The sequence below is a fragment of the Cryobacterium sp. CAN_C2 genome, assembly GCF_015751745.1.
In the GTDB taxonomy this organism is placed as follows: Bacteria; Actinomycetota; Actinomycetes; order Actinomycetales; family Microbacteriaceae; genus Cryobacterium.
The window spans coordinates 96,490-112,571 of the sequence record NZ_JADOUX010000011.1 but is presented as its reverse complement, the minus strand read 5'-3'; the positions used below and the strand labels follow the sequence as shown (position 1 = coordinate 112,571).

The 16,082-nt window shown below is 57.8% G+C and carries 15 protein-coding genes; 9 read left to right on the top strand and 6 right to left on the bottom strand.

Annotation, left to right across the window (positions count from 1 at the left end):
• Positions 1-432: 432 nt before the first annotated feature.
• The 6 genes from IWX77_RS10585 (at position 433) to IWX77_RS10560 (ending at position 6,790) form a co-directional block, all read left to right on the top strand.
• Positions 433-1,644, top strand: coding sequence for an O-antigen ligase family protein (locus tag IWX77_RS10585; protein ID WP_196844467.1), 1,212 nt, complete (start codon positions 433-435; stop codon positions 1,642-1,644).
• Positions 1,645-1,738: 94 nt separating this feature from the next.
• A complete protein-coding gene (locus IWX77_RS10580; protein ID WP_334353664.1) occupies positions 1,739-2,404 on the top strand; it encodes an acyltransferase in 666 nt (221 codons plus the stop codon).
• Between the two features lie 142 nt (positions 2,405-2,546).
• Positions 2,547-2,936 (top strand): DapH/DapD/GlmU-related protein, encoded by a 390-nt coding sequence (locus IWX77_RS10575; protein WP_196844466.1) that lies wholly within the window; start codon positions 2,547-2,549, stop codon positions 2,934-2,936.
• Between the two features lie 87 nt (positions 2,937-3,023).
• The gene (locus IWX77_RS10570) at positions 3,024-4,112 is read left to right on the top strand and encodes a hypothetical protein (protein ID WP_196844465.1); all 1,089 of its coding nucleotides are present in this window, start codon (positions 3,024-3,026) and stop codon (positions 4,110-4,112) included.
• A 371-nt stretch (positions 4,113-4,483) separates the two neighbouring features.
• A complete protein-coding gene (locus IWX77_RS10565; protein WP_196844464.1) occupies positions 4,484-5,335 on the top strand; it encodes a hypothetical protein in 852 nt (283 codons plus the stop codon).
• A gap of 3 nt (positions 5,336-5,338) precedes the next feature.
• Positions 5,339-6,790 (top strand): oligosaccharide flippase family protein, encoded by a 1,452-nt coding sequence (locus IWX77_RS10560; protein WP_196844463.1) that lies wholly within the window; start codon positions 5,339-5,341, stop codon positions 6,788-6,790.
• A 140-nt stretch (positions 6,791-6,930) separates the two neighbouring features.
• On the opposite strand, the gene IWX77_RS10555 is transcribed toward IWX77_RS10560, so the two are convergent.
• The 4 genes from IWX77_RS10555 to IWX77_RS10540 form a co-directional block, all read right to left on the bottom strand.
• Entirely contained in the window at positions 6,931-7,791 is an 861-nt protein-coding gene (locus IWX77_RS10555) for a glycosyltransferase family 2 protein (RefSeq protein ID WP_196844462.1), read from the bottom strand.
• Positions 7,788-8,915: a glycosyltransferase family 4 protein gene (locus tag IWX77_RS10550; RefSeq protein ID WP_196844461.1), complete on the bottom strand. Its 1,128-nt coding sequence runs from the start codon at positions 8,913-8,915 to the stop codon at positions 7,788-7,790. The genes IWX77_RS10555 and IWX77_RS10550 overlap by 4 nt, the downstream gene beginning before the upstream one ends.
• The gene (locus IWX77_RS10545) at positions 8,908-10,101 is read right to left on the bottom strand and encodes a glycosyltransferase family 4 protein (RefSeq protein ID WP_196844460.1); all 1,194 of its coding nucleotides are present in this window, start codon (positions 10,099-10,101) and stop codon (positions 8,908-8,910) included. Before IWX77_RS10545 ends, IWX77_RS10550 begins: the two co-directional genes overlap by 8 nt.
• A gap of 96 nt (positions 10,102-10,197) precedes the next feature.
• Positions 10,198-10,977, bottom strand: coding sequence for a WecB/TagA/CpsF family glycosyltransferase (locus tag IWX77_RS10540; protein WP_196844459.1), 780 nt, complete (start codon positions 10,975-10,977; stop codon positions 10,198-10,200).
• Positions 10,978-11,556: 579 nt separating this feature from the next.
• Here IWX77_RS10540 and gmd point away from each other — a divergent pair.
• Entirely contained in the window at positions 11,557-12,603 is a 1,047-nt protein-coding gene (gene gmd, locus IWX77_RS10535; protein ID WP_196844458.1) for a GDP-mannose 4,6-dehydratase, read from the top strand.
• Complete coding sequence (locus tag IWX77_RS10530) at positions 12,600-13,562, top strand: GDP-L-fucose synthase family protein (RefSeq protein ID WP_196844457.1); 963 nt, start codon at positions 12,600-12,602, stop codon at positions 13,560-13,562. The genes gmd and IWX77_RS10530 overlap by 4 nt, the downstream gene beginning before the upstream one ends.
• Before the next feature lie 457 nt (positions 13,563-14,019).
• Here the strand turns inward: IWX77_RS10530 and IWX77_RS10525 are convergent, their stop codons facing one another.
• Entirely contained in the window at positions 14,020-14,286 is a 267-nt protein-coding gene (locus IWX77_RS10525) for a DUF7218 family protein (protein ID WP_196844456.1), read from the bottom strand.
• A gap of 306 nt (positions 14,287-14,592) precedes the next feature.
• Here IWX77_RS10525 and IWX77_RS10520 point away from each other — a divergent pair, with 306 nt between their 5' ends.
• A complete protein-coding gene (locus IWX77_RS10520; protein WP_196844455.1) occupies positions 14,593-15,525 on the top strand; it encodes a hypothetical protein in 933 nt (310 codons plus the stop codon).
• 42 nt (positions 15,526-15,567) lie between these two features.
• Here IWX77_RS10520 and IWX77_RS10515 read toward each other — a convergent pair whose 3' ends face one another.
• Positions 15,568-15,714, bottom strand: coding sequence for a hypothetical protein (locus IWX77_RS10515; protein WP_196844454.1), 147 nt, complete (start codon positions 15,712-15,714; stop codon positions 15,568-15,570).
• Positions 15,715-16,082 lie beyond the last annotated feature (368 nt).

Genomic DNA, 16,082 nt, shown 5'->3' with positions numbered 1-16,082 from the left:
CAAAGTGGCCCGCCAAACGTTTCCATCACGCGGACTGGCCACAACCGCTCCACGAGCCAGAAATCACTATCCAAACGCTTAACTGAACGGTATTGAGGCTTAGACGCGCAGAGCGGATGCTCCGCTCCCGTGCCACACGTATTGTCGGCGACGCCCATCATTCCGTGATGGCCGAGCCCCTCTGAACCGCTCCCGGCCCGTTGGGCGGGTCTGTCGAGAGAACTCTGGCCACATCTCCCTAGATGAAGATCCCCAAATGGGGCGTGCCCCCCACTCTGTAGACTGAAACCAGCCGACATCGGTGTCATATTGGGGAACGCTCGTAGGGTCCGAAAGCTATTGTGTTGATGGTTCTATTTAGTAATAGGAATGGTGAGATTGTTGGGCAAGCGGACGGATGCAGCCGGGGAACGAATACCTCTAGTCACTACGATGGCTGTGGCCATCGCGGCCTTATGCGATTTCCCAGCTTACGTCGGCTTCGGCGGCGTATCTGGATCCGCTATTCTAACTGCACTCGTCGCTCTTTTTGGGATCGTCTCCCTGCCATCTCTAATTGCTGCGCCCCGCGGTGCAGTGCGTCCACTCCTACCGTTTGCTTTATTAGCAATATGGTCTACGTTTCTTGCGATCGTTCTCGGCACCTCCGTCGGAGGTTTTCAAACAATTCTGATTTTCTGGCTGTTCGTGTCTGTCGCCATGTTGACTGCGTCGTATACAGGCAGTCTTGGGCTAGAAAGACTGCGGCGACAGCTTGTCATGATCGGTTGGATCATTGGCACTGGTTATGCACTAATTCTCGTTAGTGGCGGTTTGGGCGCGAGCGGATTCTTCGGACGAAGATCGTTTGCTCTTGAGGCACTCGTCCTCATGGCCGCCACTGTTCCATATGTCATCAACTCAAGTAAATGGGCTCGCAATCTTCCGATTTTTCTTGCCGCGCTCATGACAGCAAGTCTTTCCCGCACAGCGATAGTTGCGGGCGCCCTATTGTTGACTATAAGAGCATCCCTCAGCCATCAGGGGTTTCGACGAAATAGATTTCTAGCTCTCGGTTTTCTTGCGCTGGCGGCCGTAATTGGTGCCGTCCTGACCATCCCATTTGTTAGAGAGCGATTCACCGGTGGCGACCAAGCCTTTCAAGTCGGGGGCATCGTTATCAGTAGTCAAGGCCGAGACAAGATTTGGGCAGCAGTGCTACAGGGCGCCCTGCGTTCTCCGCTTATCGGTCAGGGGCCAGGTTCAGTCAAACTTCAAGTTGCGTCTCTCATTCCCGGACAAGCTGAACCTCACAACGATTTCTTGCGTGTTTACTTCGACGCCGGCCTAATCGGACTTGCCTTGTTCCTTTGGGCGCTATTGGCACTCTTCACTGCAACTGCAAAAAGAGCACGGAGAGCGCCGACGCAAATTGAAGCAGCGCCGCATCTAAGTGCTTTACTCGCACTCGTCGTTTTCGTCTTCGGATGCCTGACCGACAACCCTCTTGTGTATCCGTTCGTGGTAGCGCCACTCGCGGTAATCGTCGGGATTTCGCTCGCTACGCCCCTACCGCAAAAATTAAATACAATGAAATCTGACCGCGCCAAATGGAGGACGATTCCTGTTTCTGCATCCGCAGCGAATGGCACCTACACTCAATAGCACCCCAGCGCGAGGCGAGATTATAGAGGGAAGAGAAATCCAGCGTGAACTACCGAGTTTTATCAGGCCGACCTAGAAAAGCGGCATCCGAAGCATGAGAGCCAGAATGAGAAGTATCAAGAAACTCATGCGAAGTATTAGCATGATGCCCAACCAGTTCATCATGCGGAGAGCGGGCGTGCGCTTAGGTTCAAACGTCCTCTCGTATGGTCGGGTTCGCGTGGACCGAGCGGCCGGGAGCACAATTTCTCTCGCCGATAACGTCATCCTCAATGCCGACATTCGTCGAAACACTCTGGAAGCGCGGGGTCCGGTTATCCTGAAGACGCTGCGCCCTGGAGCACGACTGAGCGTTGGCAAGGACTCTGGAATCACGAGTGCCACAATCAGTGCTGCCTGGGATGTCTCGATTGGCAATCGCGTACTGATTGGTGCGGGGGTGCTCATAACTGATTCGGATCACCATGTTGTGAAGCCGCCTCCCGGCGCCTCTCGGCGGCACCTTGGCTTCCCCGAACCCCTGGAGAAACACCGTGTGATTATCGGGAATGACGTGTTTATCGGCGCCCGGGCCATCGTTCTCAAGGGCGTCTCCATAGGTGACCGGTCAGTTGTTGGAGCTGGATCAGTCGTGACAAGCGACGTCCCGGCGGACGTGATTGCCGCTGGCAATCCCAGTCGAGTCCTTGGAAGCCTCTCCCCCCTTGGACACCCTAAATTACAAGGGAGCAACGCTGAAGGGATAACTCGTGCTCATTAGGCGGCTGAAGGTCGCGTATTGGAGACGACGTACGATTCGACAGAATGTCTCCGTTGGGGAACGTTTTGTTTTCGGTACCAACTCAATCGTGTGGGCACCTCGAAGGCTGGTAATCGGAAGCAACGTAAGTGTGGGGTCCAATGTGCGAATCGAAGTGGACGGCCGAATCGGGGATGATGTGCTAATCGCGAATGGTGTGGGTATTGTCGGCCGCGAGGATCACGACATGGCACAGGTCGGCATTTCGATACGTGATTCGCGATGGGTCGGACGATTCCCGGATGAGATGAGCCACATCACCGTCGTGGGTTCAGACGTATGGATCGGGTACGCCGCAACCGTTCTATCGGGAGTGACGATTGGAGACAGCAGCATTATTGGCGCTGGCGCCGTCGTCACGAGGAGTATCCCATCCAACTCGATAGCAGTCGGCAATCCCGCAAGAGTTGTAGGCACTAGGTTTGACGAAGTCGCCTTTGTTGAGCACTGGGAGGCTTTGAATTCGGCTGGCATCGTGAGGATGACAGCGTAAGTTCGCTCATGGGATCTGGAGAATCTAATCTCGGGTCAACTTCCAAGTTCCACAAGCGTTTAGAAGAAAGCCCCGGTCAGAAAAATAATGGAACAACTCCGCGTTCTTTATGTTCCGAATGAGGATGGTGCGTTCAGGCAGGTTGGCCTGAGGCGCCCGTTCGCGAATCTTGTTAACCAGAAGTTAATTGAGCAAGTGAGTGTGTTCAGCTTGCAGTGGCGCATTCGGAACGGCGGTGACGCCGAGCGGCATCGACAGGACTTGGTGCGTCATGTGCGTGCGTTCAAACCCAACGTAATCCTGATGCAACACCTTGGTTCAACGGGTTTGAAGGACAAGCATTTCCAAGCGATGCGGACGAATTCAGATTTCGAGATAATCTATCACGAGGGCGATCCATATAGTCGTTTCCTGCATCCCCTTCCATCTGCGGCGAGAGCGGCAGGACGTTCTGCCGACGTCGTATTTACCGTTGGCACCGGAACATTTGCAGAGAATTTTCGCAGGTCTGGATCAAGCGATGTGCGTTGGGCGGCGAGCGCGTTCGATGCAGAGCGTTTCAGATACGCCGCGGTCAGTCAAGCCCAGCAGCGCACGCACGACGTCGTGATCGTCGCAAACCGAAATCGTCCTCGTTTCAAGGGCCACCCGAACTGGAGGCAGAGGATTGAATTCGTATCGTACCTACAGGATCGACTGGGTGACAGGCTCGCCGTCTACGGAAATGGTTGGACGGGTGTGGGAGCCATGGGACCGGTTGCTTTCCCCGCCCAGAGCGAGGCAATACGTTCGGCTTGGATTAGCGCAAACTGGGATCATTACGCTGGCGAGCCGAGCTATTTTTCGAATCGACTCCCGATCTCGCTTGCATCGGGATCCATTCATGCCACAACGCATCACCCCGAATATGACGAGGTCTTCCCGGAGTGCACCAGGCCATTCCTCCTCCTTGGCAAGACCTATAAGAGCCTTGCCGATTCAATTGAACGGGTCTTGACAGAGACGTCACCCGCGGAACGCATCTGTCTGAGCCAGCAGGCGCAGGCATTTGCTCACGCGCACTATCGGCAAGATGACCAGTTGGTTTCCTTCCTCAACTACAGGGCCGTTCGGGTGGATCCTCAAGCCGCTCGTAACGCGTGGGATATTGATGCGCCGGCGCTAGACGGGCTCTAGCAGTCGCGCGTCGAACAACAGCCAACCAGAATCCGTCAGAAGCAGCCAAAGCTGAAGTCGGGTGGGTATGCCAGAGCGGCCCGTGGTCGAATCGTGCTAACGGAACGCCCGCAGGGTAGACAAAATCTACCGTCAACTCAGATTCTTGGCCCCGCCGCCATCTTCGACGGACGCGGCATGCTGGTATTTGAACGTCTTGAAGGGAGAGTGAACAAATGAGAGCAAGACCGTTCGGGACCCTGGGGCTGAGATTTAGGCTAAGACTCGAGGGGCGTTTCAACGCATTTGCGCATACTGCCGCGTTTTGGCTGGATAGGAAATGGGCGCAACCCCCCACGCACACCAATCCTTCACGATCAGCGGGAGCATATTTGGAAATAGAAGTTCACCCCTATGCTCTGATCGGTCGTCAAGTCTCCTCGTGGGTTTCGGGGTACTTGTGGGCGAAGGATCTTGATTTCGAATGTGCTGGCGGCGCCCTAACAAAAGACCCTGAAGGGCTCTTTGATTTTTCTCGTGTCACGTCGCGCCCTCCTGAGTCCGGTGTCAAGCGCGTTTGGCTGACGCCAGTCGGCGACCAGAGTGACCCTCGGGTTGCCAGGATTTTGCGCGCACAAGTGGCAAGCGTCAAGGCGAAATTCCCTGATCTCGTTTTAATGTTCCGAAGCTCCCTTGATCCGGGACTCTGGGGTCAGGTGCCGACGGAAGGTGCCGTCAGGGGTGCGTTGCAGGCGGGCAGCCCGGGTGAAAAATTCGATAGACAAGAAGCGCAGGCGGAGTATGTGGCAAGCCACGTGCGTCGGGGCGCGGATATTCATGAGAACCATATGGGCGGCGCGGGGGGCATCAATCGGTGGGTACTTGAAGATTGGCACGTAGAGGTCGTCAAAGCGCTTAGGGCAACTGATGGCTTTGATGACATGGAGATACAGGTCTATGCGCTAGAGCAGCCTAAAGATTTCCCGCTACTGGCCCTAGCTGGAGTTCTGGTGAAACTAAATGGAGACAGAGATACTGATCTCATCGAGTTCGCCTCGGCAAGACTTTTGGTCTTGTCTTCGAGTTCGTTCAGCTTCACTGCGGCTTTGGCATCCCGCAACGTGATCCTTGGACGAGTTCCTTGGTGGCACAAGGTTCCCGATACCGGGCGCTGGGTAAATATTGATGCGAAAGGGAACTTCAGTACTACCCAACTCTCAGCAGCGATTGCCGGGGGAGTCTAGGCCTTGGGCACCGGTCGAAACCTCCTTGTCGGCGCCGCTTGGATGTATGGAGCGCAAGCTATTTCGGTTTTGGTGCAGTTCGCGTACGCGGCAATAACTTCGCGGTATGTCGCGCCAGCTGGGTTCGGAGCATATGCCATCGCCCTTTCTGTGGCCGGCCTCGTCGCCCTCCTGTCCTCAGGAGGAATCGCCCAGTCCGTAGCACGCATGACGGAGCTCGACCGTCCGCACATTAGGGCACTAGTTAGTTACGCACTGATTCTTGGAGGAGGAGCGGCGGCGTTTGTGTGGCTAAGCTCTCCGTTTTGGGCCTCAGCATGGGGGGACGTAAGCGCAACGCCGGTGATTCGCTGGCTAGCGGTGAGCTCGTTTGTCGCTCCGCTCAGTGGAATTGCGACAACTCTCATGCGCAGGAAAGGTAGTTTTCGAGCACTCGCTCTGATTGCCCTTCTGAGCAATCTGGTGGGTATGGGAGCCGGTGCCATCGCTGTAATCGAGTTTAAATCTGCGAGCGCGCTCGTGATGTCCTCCATTGTCGCCCAGCTCTTGCTTGTGCTAGGCGCACTCTCCCTCACAGGTGGAGATCTTTGGGGTCTAGCGCGGCTGAAGCGGGCACGAAACGAGGTCCGGTTCAGTGGCCATCTTACGGCCATCAAGTTCGTGGAGTACCTCATTGGCAACATCACAAAATTCAGCACGAGTCGTGCGATCGGGTCATCGTATTTCGGCTACTGGAACCGTGCTGATGTGCTGACTTCTGTGCCTTTTCAACAAGTACAGGTTGCGCTGATCCAGGCGATATCTCCGGAATTTCGGCATGACATTGGCAATGCGGAGCGCGCTCGTCACGTCTGGACGGACCTTCTCATTCTCGTTGCCTGGTTTGCCTTGCCGCTGAGTGCACTCGCCGCGGTGATCATGCCCGCCTTGGTTCCGATTTTTTTTGGCCCGGGTTGGACCATCACGTCAGCGCTCGTTGTGCCTCTCGCGCTCTCCGCGGGGCTTCAAATGATGTCGATGGTCCTTTCCAGCGCGGTGGAGACGTTGGGGAGGTTCAGCTGGATGTGGATCACGTCTGCGCTTCTCCTTGCCGTCCAAGTTGCCGGGGCAATGAGCGTGTTCGTGTATCAGGACATCATCTTTGCAATGGTTGCTCTCATCGTCACCCAAATCGCTCGACATTCAGTACAAATTGCACTGTGCGGAAAGAACGGATACTTAAATATCACGAGACTCGCGCGGAACTACCTCGTCGTCGTCGTGTTCTCCACCTTGGTCGCGGCCATCGGAGTGGGTGTGTGCACTCTCGTACCGTTAGCTCTTACGTCGCCGACTTTGTGGGGCCTGATCGCTCTCATCGTGTTCGGAGCGGCCGTACTTCTGTGGCGATTCCGTGACCGCCTGCCTCCCGTGATTCTGGCAAAAAAGTATGGATTATTTGGGCGGGAGTCTTAGCACGTCCAGCGAAACGGTGCACCTACTCGTCGCAGAGCAGCTCATATCAGACCTACGACGTTTCCGCCCGAAAACACCGCGAGGTCGAAAACCATATTTTCGCTTTCAGCTTTTCGGTATACGACACCACATTGGCTTCGCTAACTCTCACCGTTTTGATATCGAGCCTTGACACTGCTAATCAAGTGTCTCGCCCACCAGAGAATATACGTCGCGTATACATATAGAGGCCACTTTCTCTGCGCGCCCTTCTTGATTATCCGGGTAAGGGACGCATAGTGGCCACCTCCCTTTAGGCCAACAAACCTGCGCCACTGGCGTCGGACCCCATCACGCGGCTCGGGCGAATTCCTGGCGCACACTCCGCGACTTACGGGCAGCAATAGTGCTGGAATATTGAGCCGCCCACAACGCAGACCATAGTCAATGTCGGCCAGTGAATGTGAGTATTCTCCATCGATGCCACCTAACTGAATCGCAGTCGGCATGGAGACGAAGACCAAATTTCCGTTAAAGGAGTCAAGTGGAATCAGCAGGGGGCCAGGCGCTACTGTGCTGAAGCCGAGAGGATGCCAGCCGGTTTTTTTAAGCCCGCCATAGGTAATATCACCTGTGTCACCGTCGCGCATAGCTCCGATGTACACGGTGTTGACCGCCATGGCATCCAAGTCGTGGAAGGCGGTCGTGTCGAGGATGACATCGTCATTGAGCCAAACTATCCAACTTTCTGAACTCTGCTGGGAAACAGGCCTGCTCCATACATCCAATTCGGCGCGGGCCATACTGCGCGCCCAGTACGCAGATCCATCGCCTGAAAGCACAGTGATATCGGCTCCCATTTCACTTAGTGCTGCCGACGATCCATCGGTTGAACCGTCATCGTAAACCGTGAAGTCAACGTTAACATGGGCAGTTTCGGCTGCTGCGATGGCTGAACGTATCGACCCGACAGTGAGGTCCCGACGATTGTGGCAGGCCATGATGACGTGCAGTTGTTTCATCGCTCTGTGTCCAGCGCTCGCATGATCCCACCCATATAGTTTTCTACCATTGCCTCAAGCGTGTATTGCTCGCTAGAGATGAGGCAGGCTGCCGACAAACTTAATAGCAGCTTCTGATCGGCAAGCACTGCAGCGAGTTCTCTGCCAAATTCTCTTACATCGTCTGGAGTGATGATGGCGTTCACGCCAGACTCAAGGTACTCCTGCTCGGGGGCATGCCACGCCCAGTCGGTCGTGACAATCGGTGTACCCGCGGCAAAACTATCAACAGCGACAAGGCCAACTCGTCCAGGCATAGCCATGACTTGGACGGAGGCCAAAGCCACTAACTTAGCCTGACCACGCGCTGTGCCGAGATAAGTGATCCAGCTTTCTGATCGGGCCCATTCTTCTACGTCGTCTCGTAGAGCCCCATCTCCAGCCACCAGCAATCGGAAGTCATGGTTCAGAGTATGCGTTATCTTCGCGGCTTCGAACAAGAAATCCAGCCGCTTAGATTCGTCGAGGGCGCCCAAGAAGATTGCAGTATTTCCCCGCAGATCATGATCGTGGCTAAAGTTTGTGACGGTACCGGGCTCAACTGATGCGACTCCCAGACGCAGGGCAGTTGTGTCAATTGAGTTCTGTACCACGGTGGTTTGACCACGGGGGTATCCATCTGAGATGATCGCGAGCGCACCGCCTTCTGTGTAAGCAAAAAACCAGTCCGAGCGTGATGTCAACCATTGTCGAACTCTTCTGTCTAAATTTCCCGTTGGCCGCGTATAGTCACGTCCATGTCCCCACAGGGCCACCAGTGGCTTTCGCCGACGTGCCGGCCCTAGCAGCCAATACGAATCCAAATTCCGTCGTGCCTGCTCGAGCACCACCAAGTCGGCGCCGCGAATAGCCTCAGCCACTCGTCTCAAGACAACGCGACGGCCCCAGAGAGAAACCTCACGCTGACGAAAGAACTGCACGAATGAAACTGTGCCCGAATCGGCACGCAAGTTCTGCGTCTCACTTGGGCGTCCGCAGGCAACTACGAGGTCAACCTGTTCCTCCGCCGCACGGGTTCGAAGCGCCTGATAAAAGGGAACACGGTAGGTTGGAATGTATTCCTGCAGAATAACGACCCTACGCATGCTTCCGTCCAGTCACGCGGTGGGACGCGGCGAGGAGGTTCTGATACAGTTCGTTGGTGCGCTCGAGAAAAGCCTCCCGACGATAGTTATGCTCATAATGGCATCGCGCACGGGTAGCGAAGAGTTCCGCTTGAGCTCGGGCCTTATTGAGGGCGTCTTGAAGTCCAGCCCAGTCGGCGAAGATAGTGCCAGCGCCAGCCTCGGCCAAGTCGTCTGCGCCGCTGCTCCCTGCCATCGCGACGACCATCCTCCCCGCCGCTAGCGCCTCGATATATGAGAGCGGGAGCCCTTCCGCCCACTCGCTCGGGAGTAGCAGCCCACGAGCCTCTGCAAGTACGGTTGGCACCGCATCATGGTCGAGCCGACCAAGGTAGGACACATTCGGCACGGATTCGGTAGCGTTTTCGACAGGGTTGCGCAGCGGCCCGTCTCCGTAAATACGTAACGTTTGTGATTCCGGCCAGTGCTTGATCAGGTTGAGAATACCCTTTTCTTGCGACAGCCGACCGATGTAGACCCAGTCATTGCCTGGAACGATAAGCGGAGAGAAACTGGAATCGTGGACAAAATTGGGTATTACTGAAGTTTTGTGTTGCGGGAGACCGAATTCTGTATACATTCGTCTAGCTCTTTCAGTGAGCACGACGATAGCATCTGCACGATTCAGTAGCGGGTCGCCAGAGACCCCATTTCGACTGCGAACGGCTAGCGGGATAGTGGCGACTTTTGAGCCACGGTAACAGGCGTGTTTTACTGCGGCCAGCGTGGTCGTGTCAGGGCACAAAGTGCATTCGGCACCGTCACGGAACAGTGTGCCAGCGGCGCAGACCGGTCGGAAGTTGTGAAGTGTCGCCACCAACGGTCCATGCCATTGATTTAGCCAATAAGTTCCCCAATTTGGAAAAAGATTGTGCACATGCACTATGTCGGGGGCGAAATCATTCAGCTCTCGCAGCGGTGACGCTCCCTTACCCGTTGCAACATTGACAGCGGTAGAGAGCTTGTAGCCGCGCTTTCCTTCGAGCTCATCGGTGCGTGTTGCGATAACGCGCACATCAAAACCGTAGTCCCTGAGAGCTTTTGCTTGGGCGTCAACGACGACGTTCTCGCCGCTCGGCTGGCGGCTTGAGTAGTAACTGTGTACAAGGGCAATTTTCACTGCACGCCTCTTTTCGAAAAAAATCATTCCGACTACACAAGCGTGGAGAGAGCTGAGACTGCGATATTTATCGAGTTAGATTGCAGCCAAGACTCCGCGACTTGGGCGTTGGTCGGAGTGGAGCTAGCGACGGGCGCGTATCGAGCGAAATGCCGCCTTCAGGAAAATTGCGTTTCCCACCAGATAGCGATGCCCCAATCGGCGAGGCTCAGACGCAAATCGGAAGAGCCATTCCGTTCCAGAATTCTGCATCCATACTGGAGCTTCTGGCCTTGTGCCAGCGACAAAATCGAACGCGGCACCTACCCCGACGACGGGTAGGCCTAGCCGAGGAGCCAGCGCGGACGCAATGAAGTCTTGTTTCGGCGTACCCAAGCCAACCCATACGACCTCAGCTGAGGTCTCTCTTACGGCTCGGGCACAATCGTCGACGTAGCTCTCCGAAATGGGTGCGAAGGGCGGTGAATAACTTCCAACAATTTCTGCGTCCGGAAACCGTGACTTTACGTTGGTCTCAAGTGCTGCCAGCGTCTCCGGGGATCCACCGAGGAAGAAATGCCGAAGCCCCTGATGCTGTCCCTCCTCCAAGACTCTTGTGAAAAGCGAGGGGCCGCGCACTCGGCCAGGCTGTGATTGGCTGCCTTGACAATTGAGCTGCATAACCTTCACGACGGGAGTTCCATCGGGGAAATTGATGCCGCTTGCCTTTAAGAGTGTGCGATAACTGTCTTCACCCTCGGCGAGCGCGACACAATAAGCATTCGCGAGACGCACTGCGATCGGCGTTGGGTTGCCTTTGGAGGTGGCGATGAGCCATTTGGTGGCCTGCTCTAAATTTGTAATTGCGAAGGGAACGTGGCCAACGGTTGAGTAGTCGAATTCCTTGACCTCAGCTTGAAACACTATTAACCCACCTAGTTCTTTTTCGAACGGGAGATCAGTGTTGATCTTCTAAGGCAGGTGCCCCCCTCCTTGAGTTTAGGGCACAGCGCGCCGCGCTTCGCTTTGAGGATCCTGGCTGGTGGGTCGTCGGATGTTGTTACAGAACGAGGTTGACGTCCTCGATCCAATGTTCAGTCGAGCACCATCGTGCTTGGCTACCCGTGCGCAGAGGAGTCACCTCGCCGCCGCAGTACCGGCAGGCAGACGACGTGCGGGGTATTTTGTCGCGAAGTCGAACGCGTTTCGCTTGTCCAAGCGCAGGGTATGGGGTGTGCTTCGCCAGCCATTTCTGGAACGGACGGGTAGACGTGTGGGGCATGAGGGGCATCCTTCGGGCTACGAAAAAAGTCGGGTCGAACGTAGAACGAGTGGGTAAGCACAAGCACGTTTATCGGAATGTAGCCCAGGAGCGTGACAAAAGCGAGCGATAGTGACGAATCGTCGACTTATGCAGCGCCTGCTCAGCATCGGCCCGTCGAGAATCCGGGGCAGAGGCGGCTGTAAACTTGGCGGAGTTTGCATTTGGGCACAGGGGGAGTCATGGCAAAACGCGCGTTGATTACAGGTATTACGGGGCAAGACGGCTCCTACTTGGCTGAGCTGCTGCTGGCCAAGGGCTATGAGGTGCACGGGCTGATTCGGCGGGCATCCACTTTTAATACGTCGCGCATCGATCACCTATATGTGGACCCGCACGACGAGGGCGCGAAGCTGTTTCTGCACTACGGCGACCTGAGCGACGGATCGCGCCTGGTGACCCTGCTCGCCAAGATTCAGCCCGACGAGGTCTACAACCTTGCCGCGCAGTCGCACGTGCGTGTTTCGTTTGACGAGCCCGAGCACACGGCGGACACCACGGGCATGGGCACGATTCGCCTGCTTGAAGCCGTGCGCATGTCGGGCATTCACTGCCGGTTCTACCAGGCGTCGAGCTCAGAGATGTTCGGCGCCACCCCGCCGCCGCAGAACGAAGACACGCCATTTTATCCGCGCTCTCCGTATGGAGCCGCCAAGGTCTACAGCTACTGGATCACCAAGAACTACCGCGAGGCGTACGACATGTTCGCCGTGAACGGCATTCTGTTCAATCACGAATCCCCGCGCCGCGGTGAAACCTTTGTGACGCGCAAGATCACCCGCGCCGTCGCTGCCATTCACGCCGGCAAGCAAGACCACGTCTACCTCGGCAACCTCGACTCCATTCGCGACTGGGGCTACGCCGCCGAATACGTGGAGGGTATGTGGCGCATGCTGCAGGCCGACGAGCCCGAAGACTTCGTGCTCGCCACCGGAGGAAGCTACACCGTGCGCGACTTTGTCGAAGCCTCGTTCAGCCGCGCTGGCCTCGACTGGCAGAAGCACGTGCGCTTCGACGAACGCTACCTGCGCCCCACCGAGGTCGACGCCCTGGTCGGCGACGCCTCCAAGGCAGCGGATGTTCTGGGCTGGGTTCCCGAGGTCGACACTGCCGAGCTCGCCCGCATCATGGTGGATGCTGACATGGAGCTGCTGAAGCACCGCGGTGAGGACTGGATCGACCAGCCCAAGCTCGCCAGCTGGGGCACCGCGCTGGTCGCTGCCCGGTGACGTTCGTACCGGCAGCGCTCGACCGCGCGTCAACGTTCTATGTGGCCGGGCACCGCGGACTCGTCGGGTCGGCCATTTGGCGGCTGCTCGAGGCTGAAGGGTTCACCGACCTGGTCGGGCGAACATCCGCTGAGCTTGACCTTAAAGATCGCGCGGCGGTCTTTGCGTTCTTCGCCGAGGCCAAGCCGCGGTATGTGGTCTTGGCCGCGGCCAAGGTGGGCGGCATTCTCGCCAACAACACCTACCCCGTCGACTTTCTGAGTGAGAACCTGCAGATTCAGGTGAACGTGCTGGATGCCGCGGTGGCGGCCGGTGTTGAACGCCTGCTGTTTCTGGGGTCGTCGTGCATCTACCCGCGGCTGGCTGCGCAACCGATACGGGAAAACTCTCTGCTCACCGGGCACCTGGAGCCCACGAACGACGCCTACGCGATCGCGAAGATCGCCGGCATTCTGCAGGTGCAGGCGGTGCGGCGCCAGTACGGGCTGCCGTGGATCTCGGCGATGCCGACGAACCTCTATGGCCCGGGCGACAACTTCTCGCCGGTGGGGTCGCACGTGCTGCCCGCGCTGATTCGGCGCTACGACGAGGCGGCGGTATCGGGGGCTGCGTCGGTGACGAACTGGGGAACCGGCACGCCGCGGCGCGAGTTTTTGCACGTGGACGATATGGCATCCGCTTGTTTGCATTTGATGGAGCATTATGACGGGCCGGAGCAGGTGAACGTTGGCACCGGGTCGGATGTGACGATTCGGGAAATCGCCGAGACGATTGCGCGGGTGGTCGGGTATTCAGGGGCGACCGAGTGGGATGCGTCGAAGCCCGATGGCACGCCGCAGAAGCTGCTCGATGTGTCGAAGCTGGCTGACGCCGGGTGGCGGTCGTCGATCGGGCTTGAGGATGGGTTGCGGTCGACGGTGGAGTGGTACCGGGCGCAGGCGGGGGAGTTGCGGGAGTAGGACACGTTGGTCGAGCTTGTTTACGCGTTGGTCGAGCTTGTCGAGACCATTTAGGTTCGCGGGGGTGTGGTCTCGACGGGCTCGACCAACGGTGGAAGCTCGACCAGCCGCGGGTGAGCGAGGCCGTCTGACCTGCTCACAGCGGGACAGCTTCGCTCAGGGCTCGCTCGGTGAGATTTTCGCGAAGGTTCACGGCCGGTACGACATCAACCGTGAAAGCGCAGTAGACGCGAAACCTCTGGCTGGTGCCGACCTATTGCAGCTGCGATGTCACGCTGAGTTAGGCCAGCGGTTCGTCCGGAACGCACGGCCTGTACGAGAAATGAGCGGGAGCGTTGGTGCAGCTCGTCCGCAGCGACGGCATCGGCGCGGAGGCGATCGAGAACGCTGATAGCAAATGCTTTCACGTCACTGACGAACTGAGATGGGGTTTTCAGGGAGTTTGACCCCGGCGGGGTTAATGGTTGCGCAGGGAGTCGATCAGCTCACTCTTGGTTTTCTTGGAGTATCCGGTGAGGCCGAGTTCTTTGGCACGACTCTTCAGCTCGGGCACGGTGTAGTCGTCGTAGGAACCGCTTTCGCCGCCCTTGCGGCCGACAGCGGAACGGCCCCGCTTCGCTGCGGCGTTCGAGATGCGGGCGGCTTTCTCTTTGGATGCCCCGTCGTCGCGCAGTTCCTCGTACAGCTCGGGGTCTTTTAGGCTGGCGTTACGCTTGTCTGGCATCTCGAGGTTCCAGTCTCTGTAGGTTTGTGCGCCTGCGTGGGGCAGATATCGGAGCCAGAGTAGCACCAGAGCAATGTCGGACGAGCTTGTTCACGCGTTGGTCGAGCCTCTTTAAGCGTTGGTCGAGCTTGTCGAGACCATCTAGTCTCGCGGGGGTGTGGTCTCTCACCGACGGGCTCGACCAACATCGGTAGGGGCTCGACCGACGGGGCCGGCTTCTTGCTCAGGCCGGGAGATCGTCGAGGCGACCCTCGATGAGCGTGATGCGCTTGTGTGCGCGGCCGGGCGAGGCCACAATGCCAGGGAATGGGCGCAGTAGTGCTCGTGTGCCGACGGCCGGTCGCCGAGAAAACAGAAAATGGCGAGGTGATTCTCATGGCGAGCGGAGCTGAAGAATCCGGCGACGACATGGTTGTCGGTCGAACCAACACCAGCGAGGATCGAACACTGTTGCTGGCAATCAACGGTGACAACGCCCCCGACGGCTACGGGGAGGACTTCGTTCTGAATGTTTTGACCCAGGGTGACAAGGTGCTCGTTTCTACTCCGCACGGCGTCGATGCGATCCATGCCAAGGGGACGGTGTCTTTTGCAACCGGTGGTGCCATTGGCACTATCCCGGCCGGCAACGGCATCATCGCGCAGGGCCTCAACGGGGTTGTCGGCTACGTGCACGACGTCGCTCGGAACAAGCCACTGGAGAGCTCCGTCGGCGCGGGGCTGCTCGGTGTGGGCGGGGCCAATGCCGCGGGCGTTTTCGGCAGTGGACAGAACGGAATCGTCGGCTATGAGCAGGCGACCGGTCGCGATCTCGCCTTCGAGGCAGGGCAAAAGGCCGGCGTACTGGGGCGCGGCGAGACCGGCGTCAGCGGTGACGGTGCGAACGGTGCCGGCGTATTCGGTCGCGGCGTTCCCGGCGTTCAGGGGCAATCGACGGGTGGGCCGGGAGTTGTGGCGCTCGGGCTGACGGGCCTGGTCGCGACGGGAACCGGCGGCCCGGGGGCACTCGTCTCGTCGACGTCGGAGCAGGCTGCGGTTTTGGAATCCACACGCATGGCCCAGCTGCTTCTCGTTCCCCTGCGCATCGAAGGCCCGCTGGACCTCAAAAGGTCAACGGCCGGGGAACTACTGACCACAGTCTGGGCTGACAAAGAGCAGCGCGATAAAGAAATTGTGAGTCTCTGGTTCTGCAAGGTGGGCGGCGACCCGACGCAGTCGAACTGGGTGAAGCTCGCTTAGCCTCGTTTGCTGCGGATCAACATCCGTCGCACATAGCGCGGGTTAGGCGGGCGGTTGCTCACCGCTGGGGGCTTTCGTATCGACGGGTGCAGTGCTGACCTTGGGCTCGTCGTGGTGCAGTACAACGTGCAGGTCGGCGGCCGATTCTTCTTTCAGACGCTCCCAGGTGGATTTCGATACGTGTTTCATGGTCTGGCTCTCCATTCGTCCCGGTCAGAGACGCGGGGAGGGTATCTCTGAGAAGTATCCTCGACCTCGATGCTGGGGTAATTCGTTGAGAACACACCCAGTGGGCTGTGAAAGCTGTGCCCGAAGGGCGGCTCGGGCGTCGATGGGGGGTGACTGGAGTGCCTGGGGGTGCCGGGGGTGCCTTGGGGGTGGTCTCGTCAGGCTCGACCAACGGGGGAGGAGCCTCTCGGGCGTCGCTGTTTACCCGCGCTTTACCCGCGAGTTCTAGACTGGTATTTTCGCGGCGTGCCGGGCTGCCACGACCTGAACGGGGAATCGTGTGAGCGAGCAGCAGCACAGTGAACCGCAAGGCAGTGCATCGAAAGACC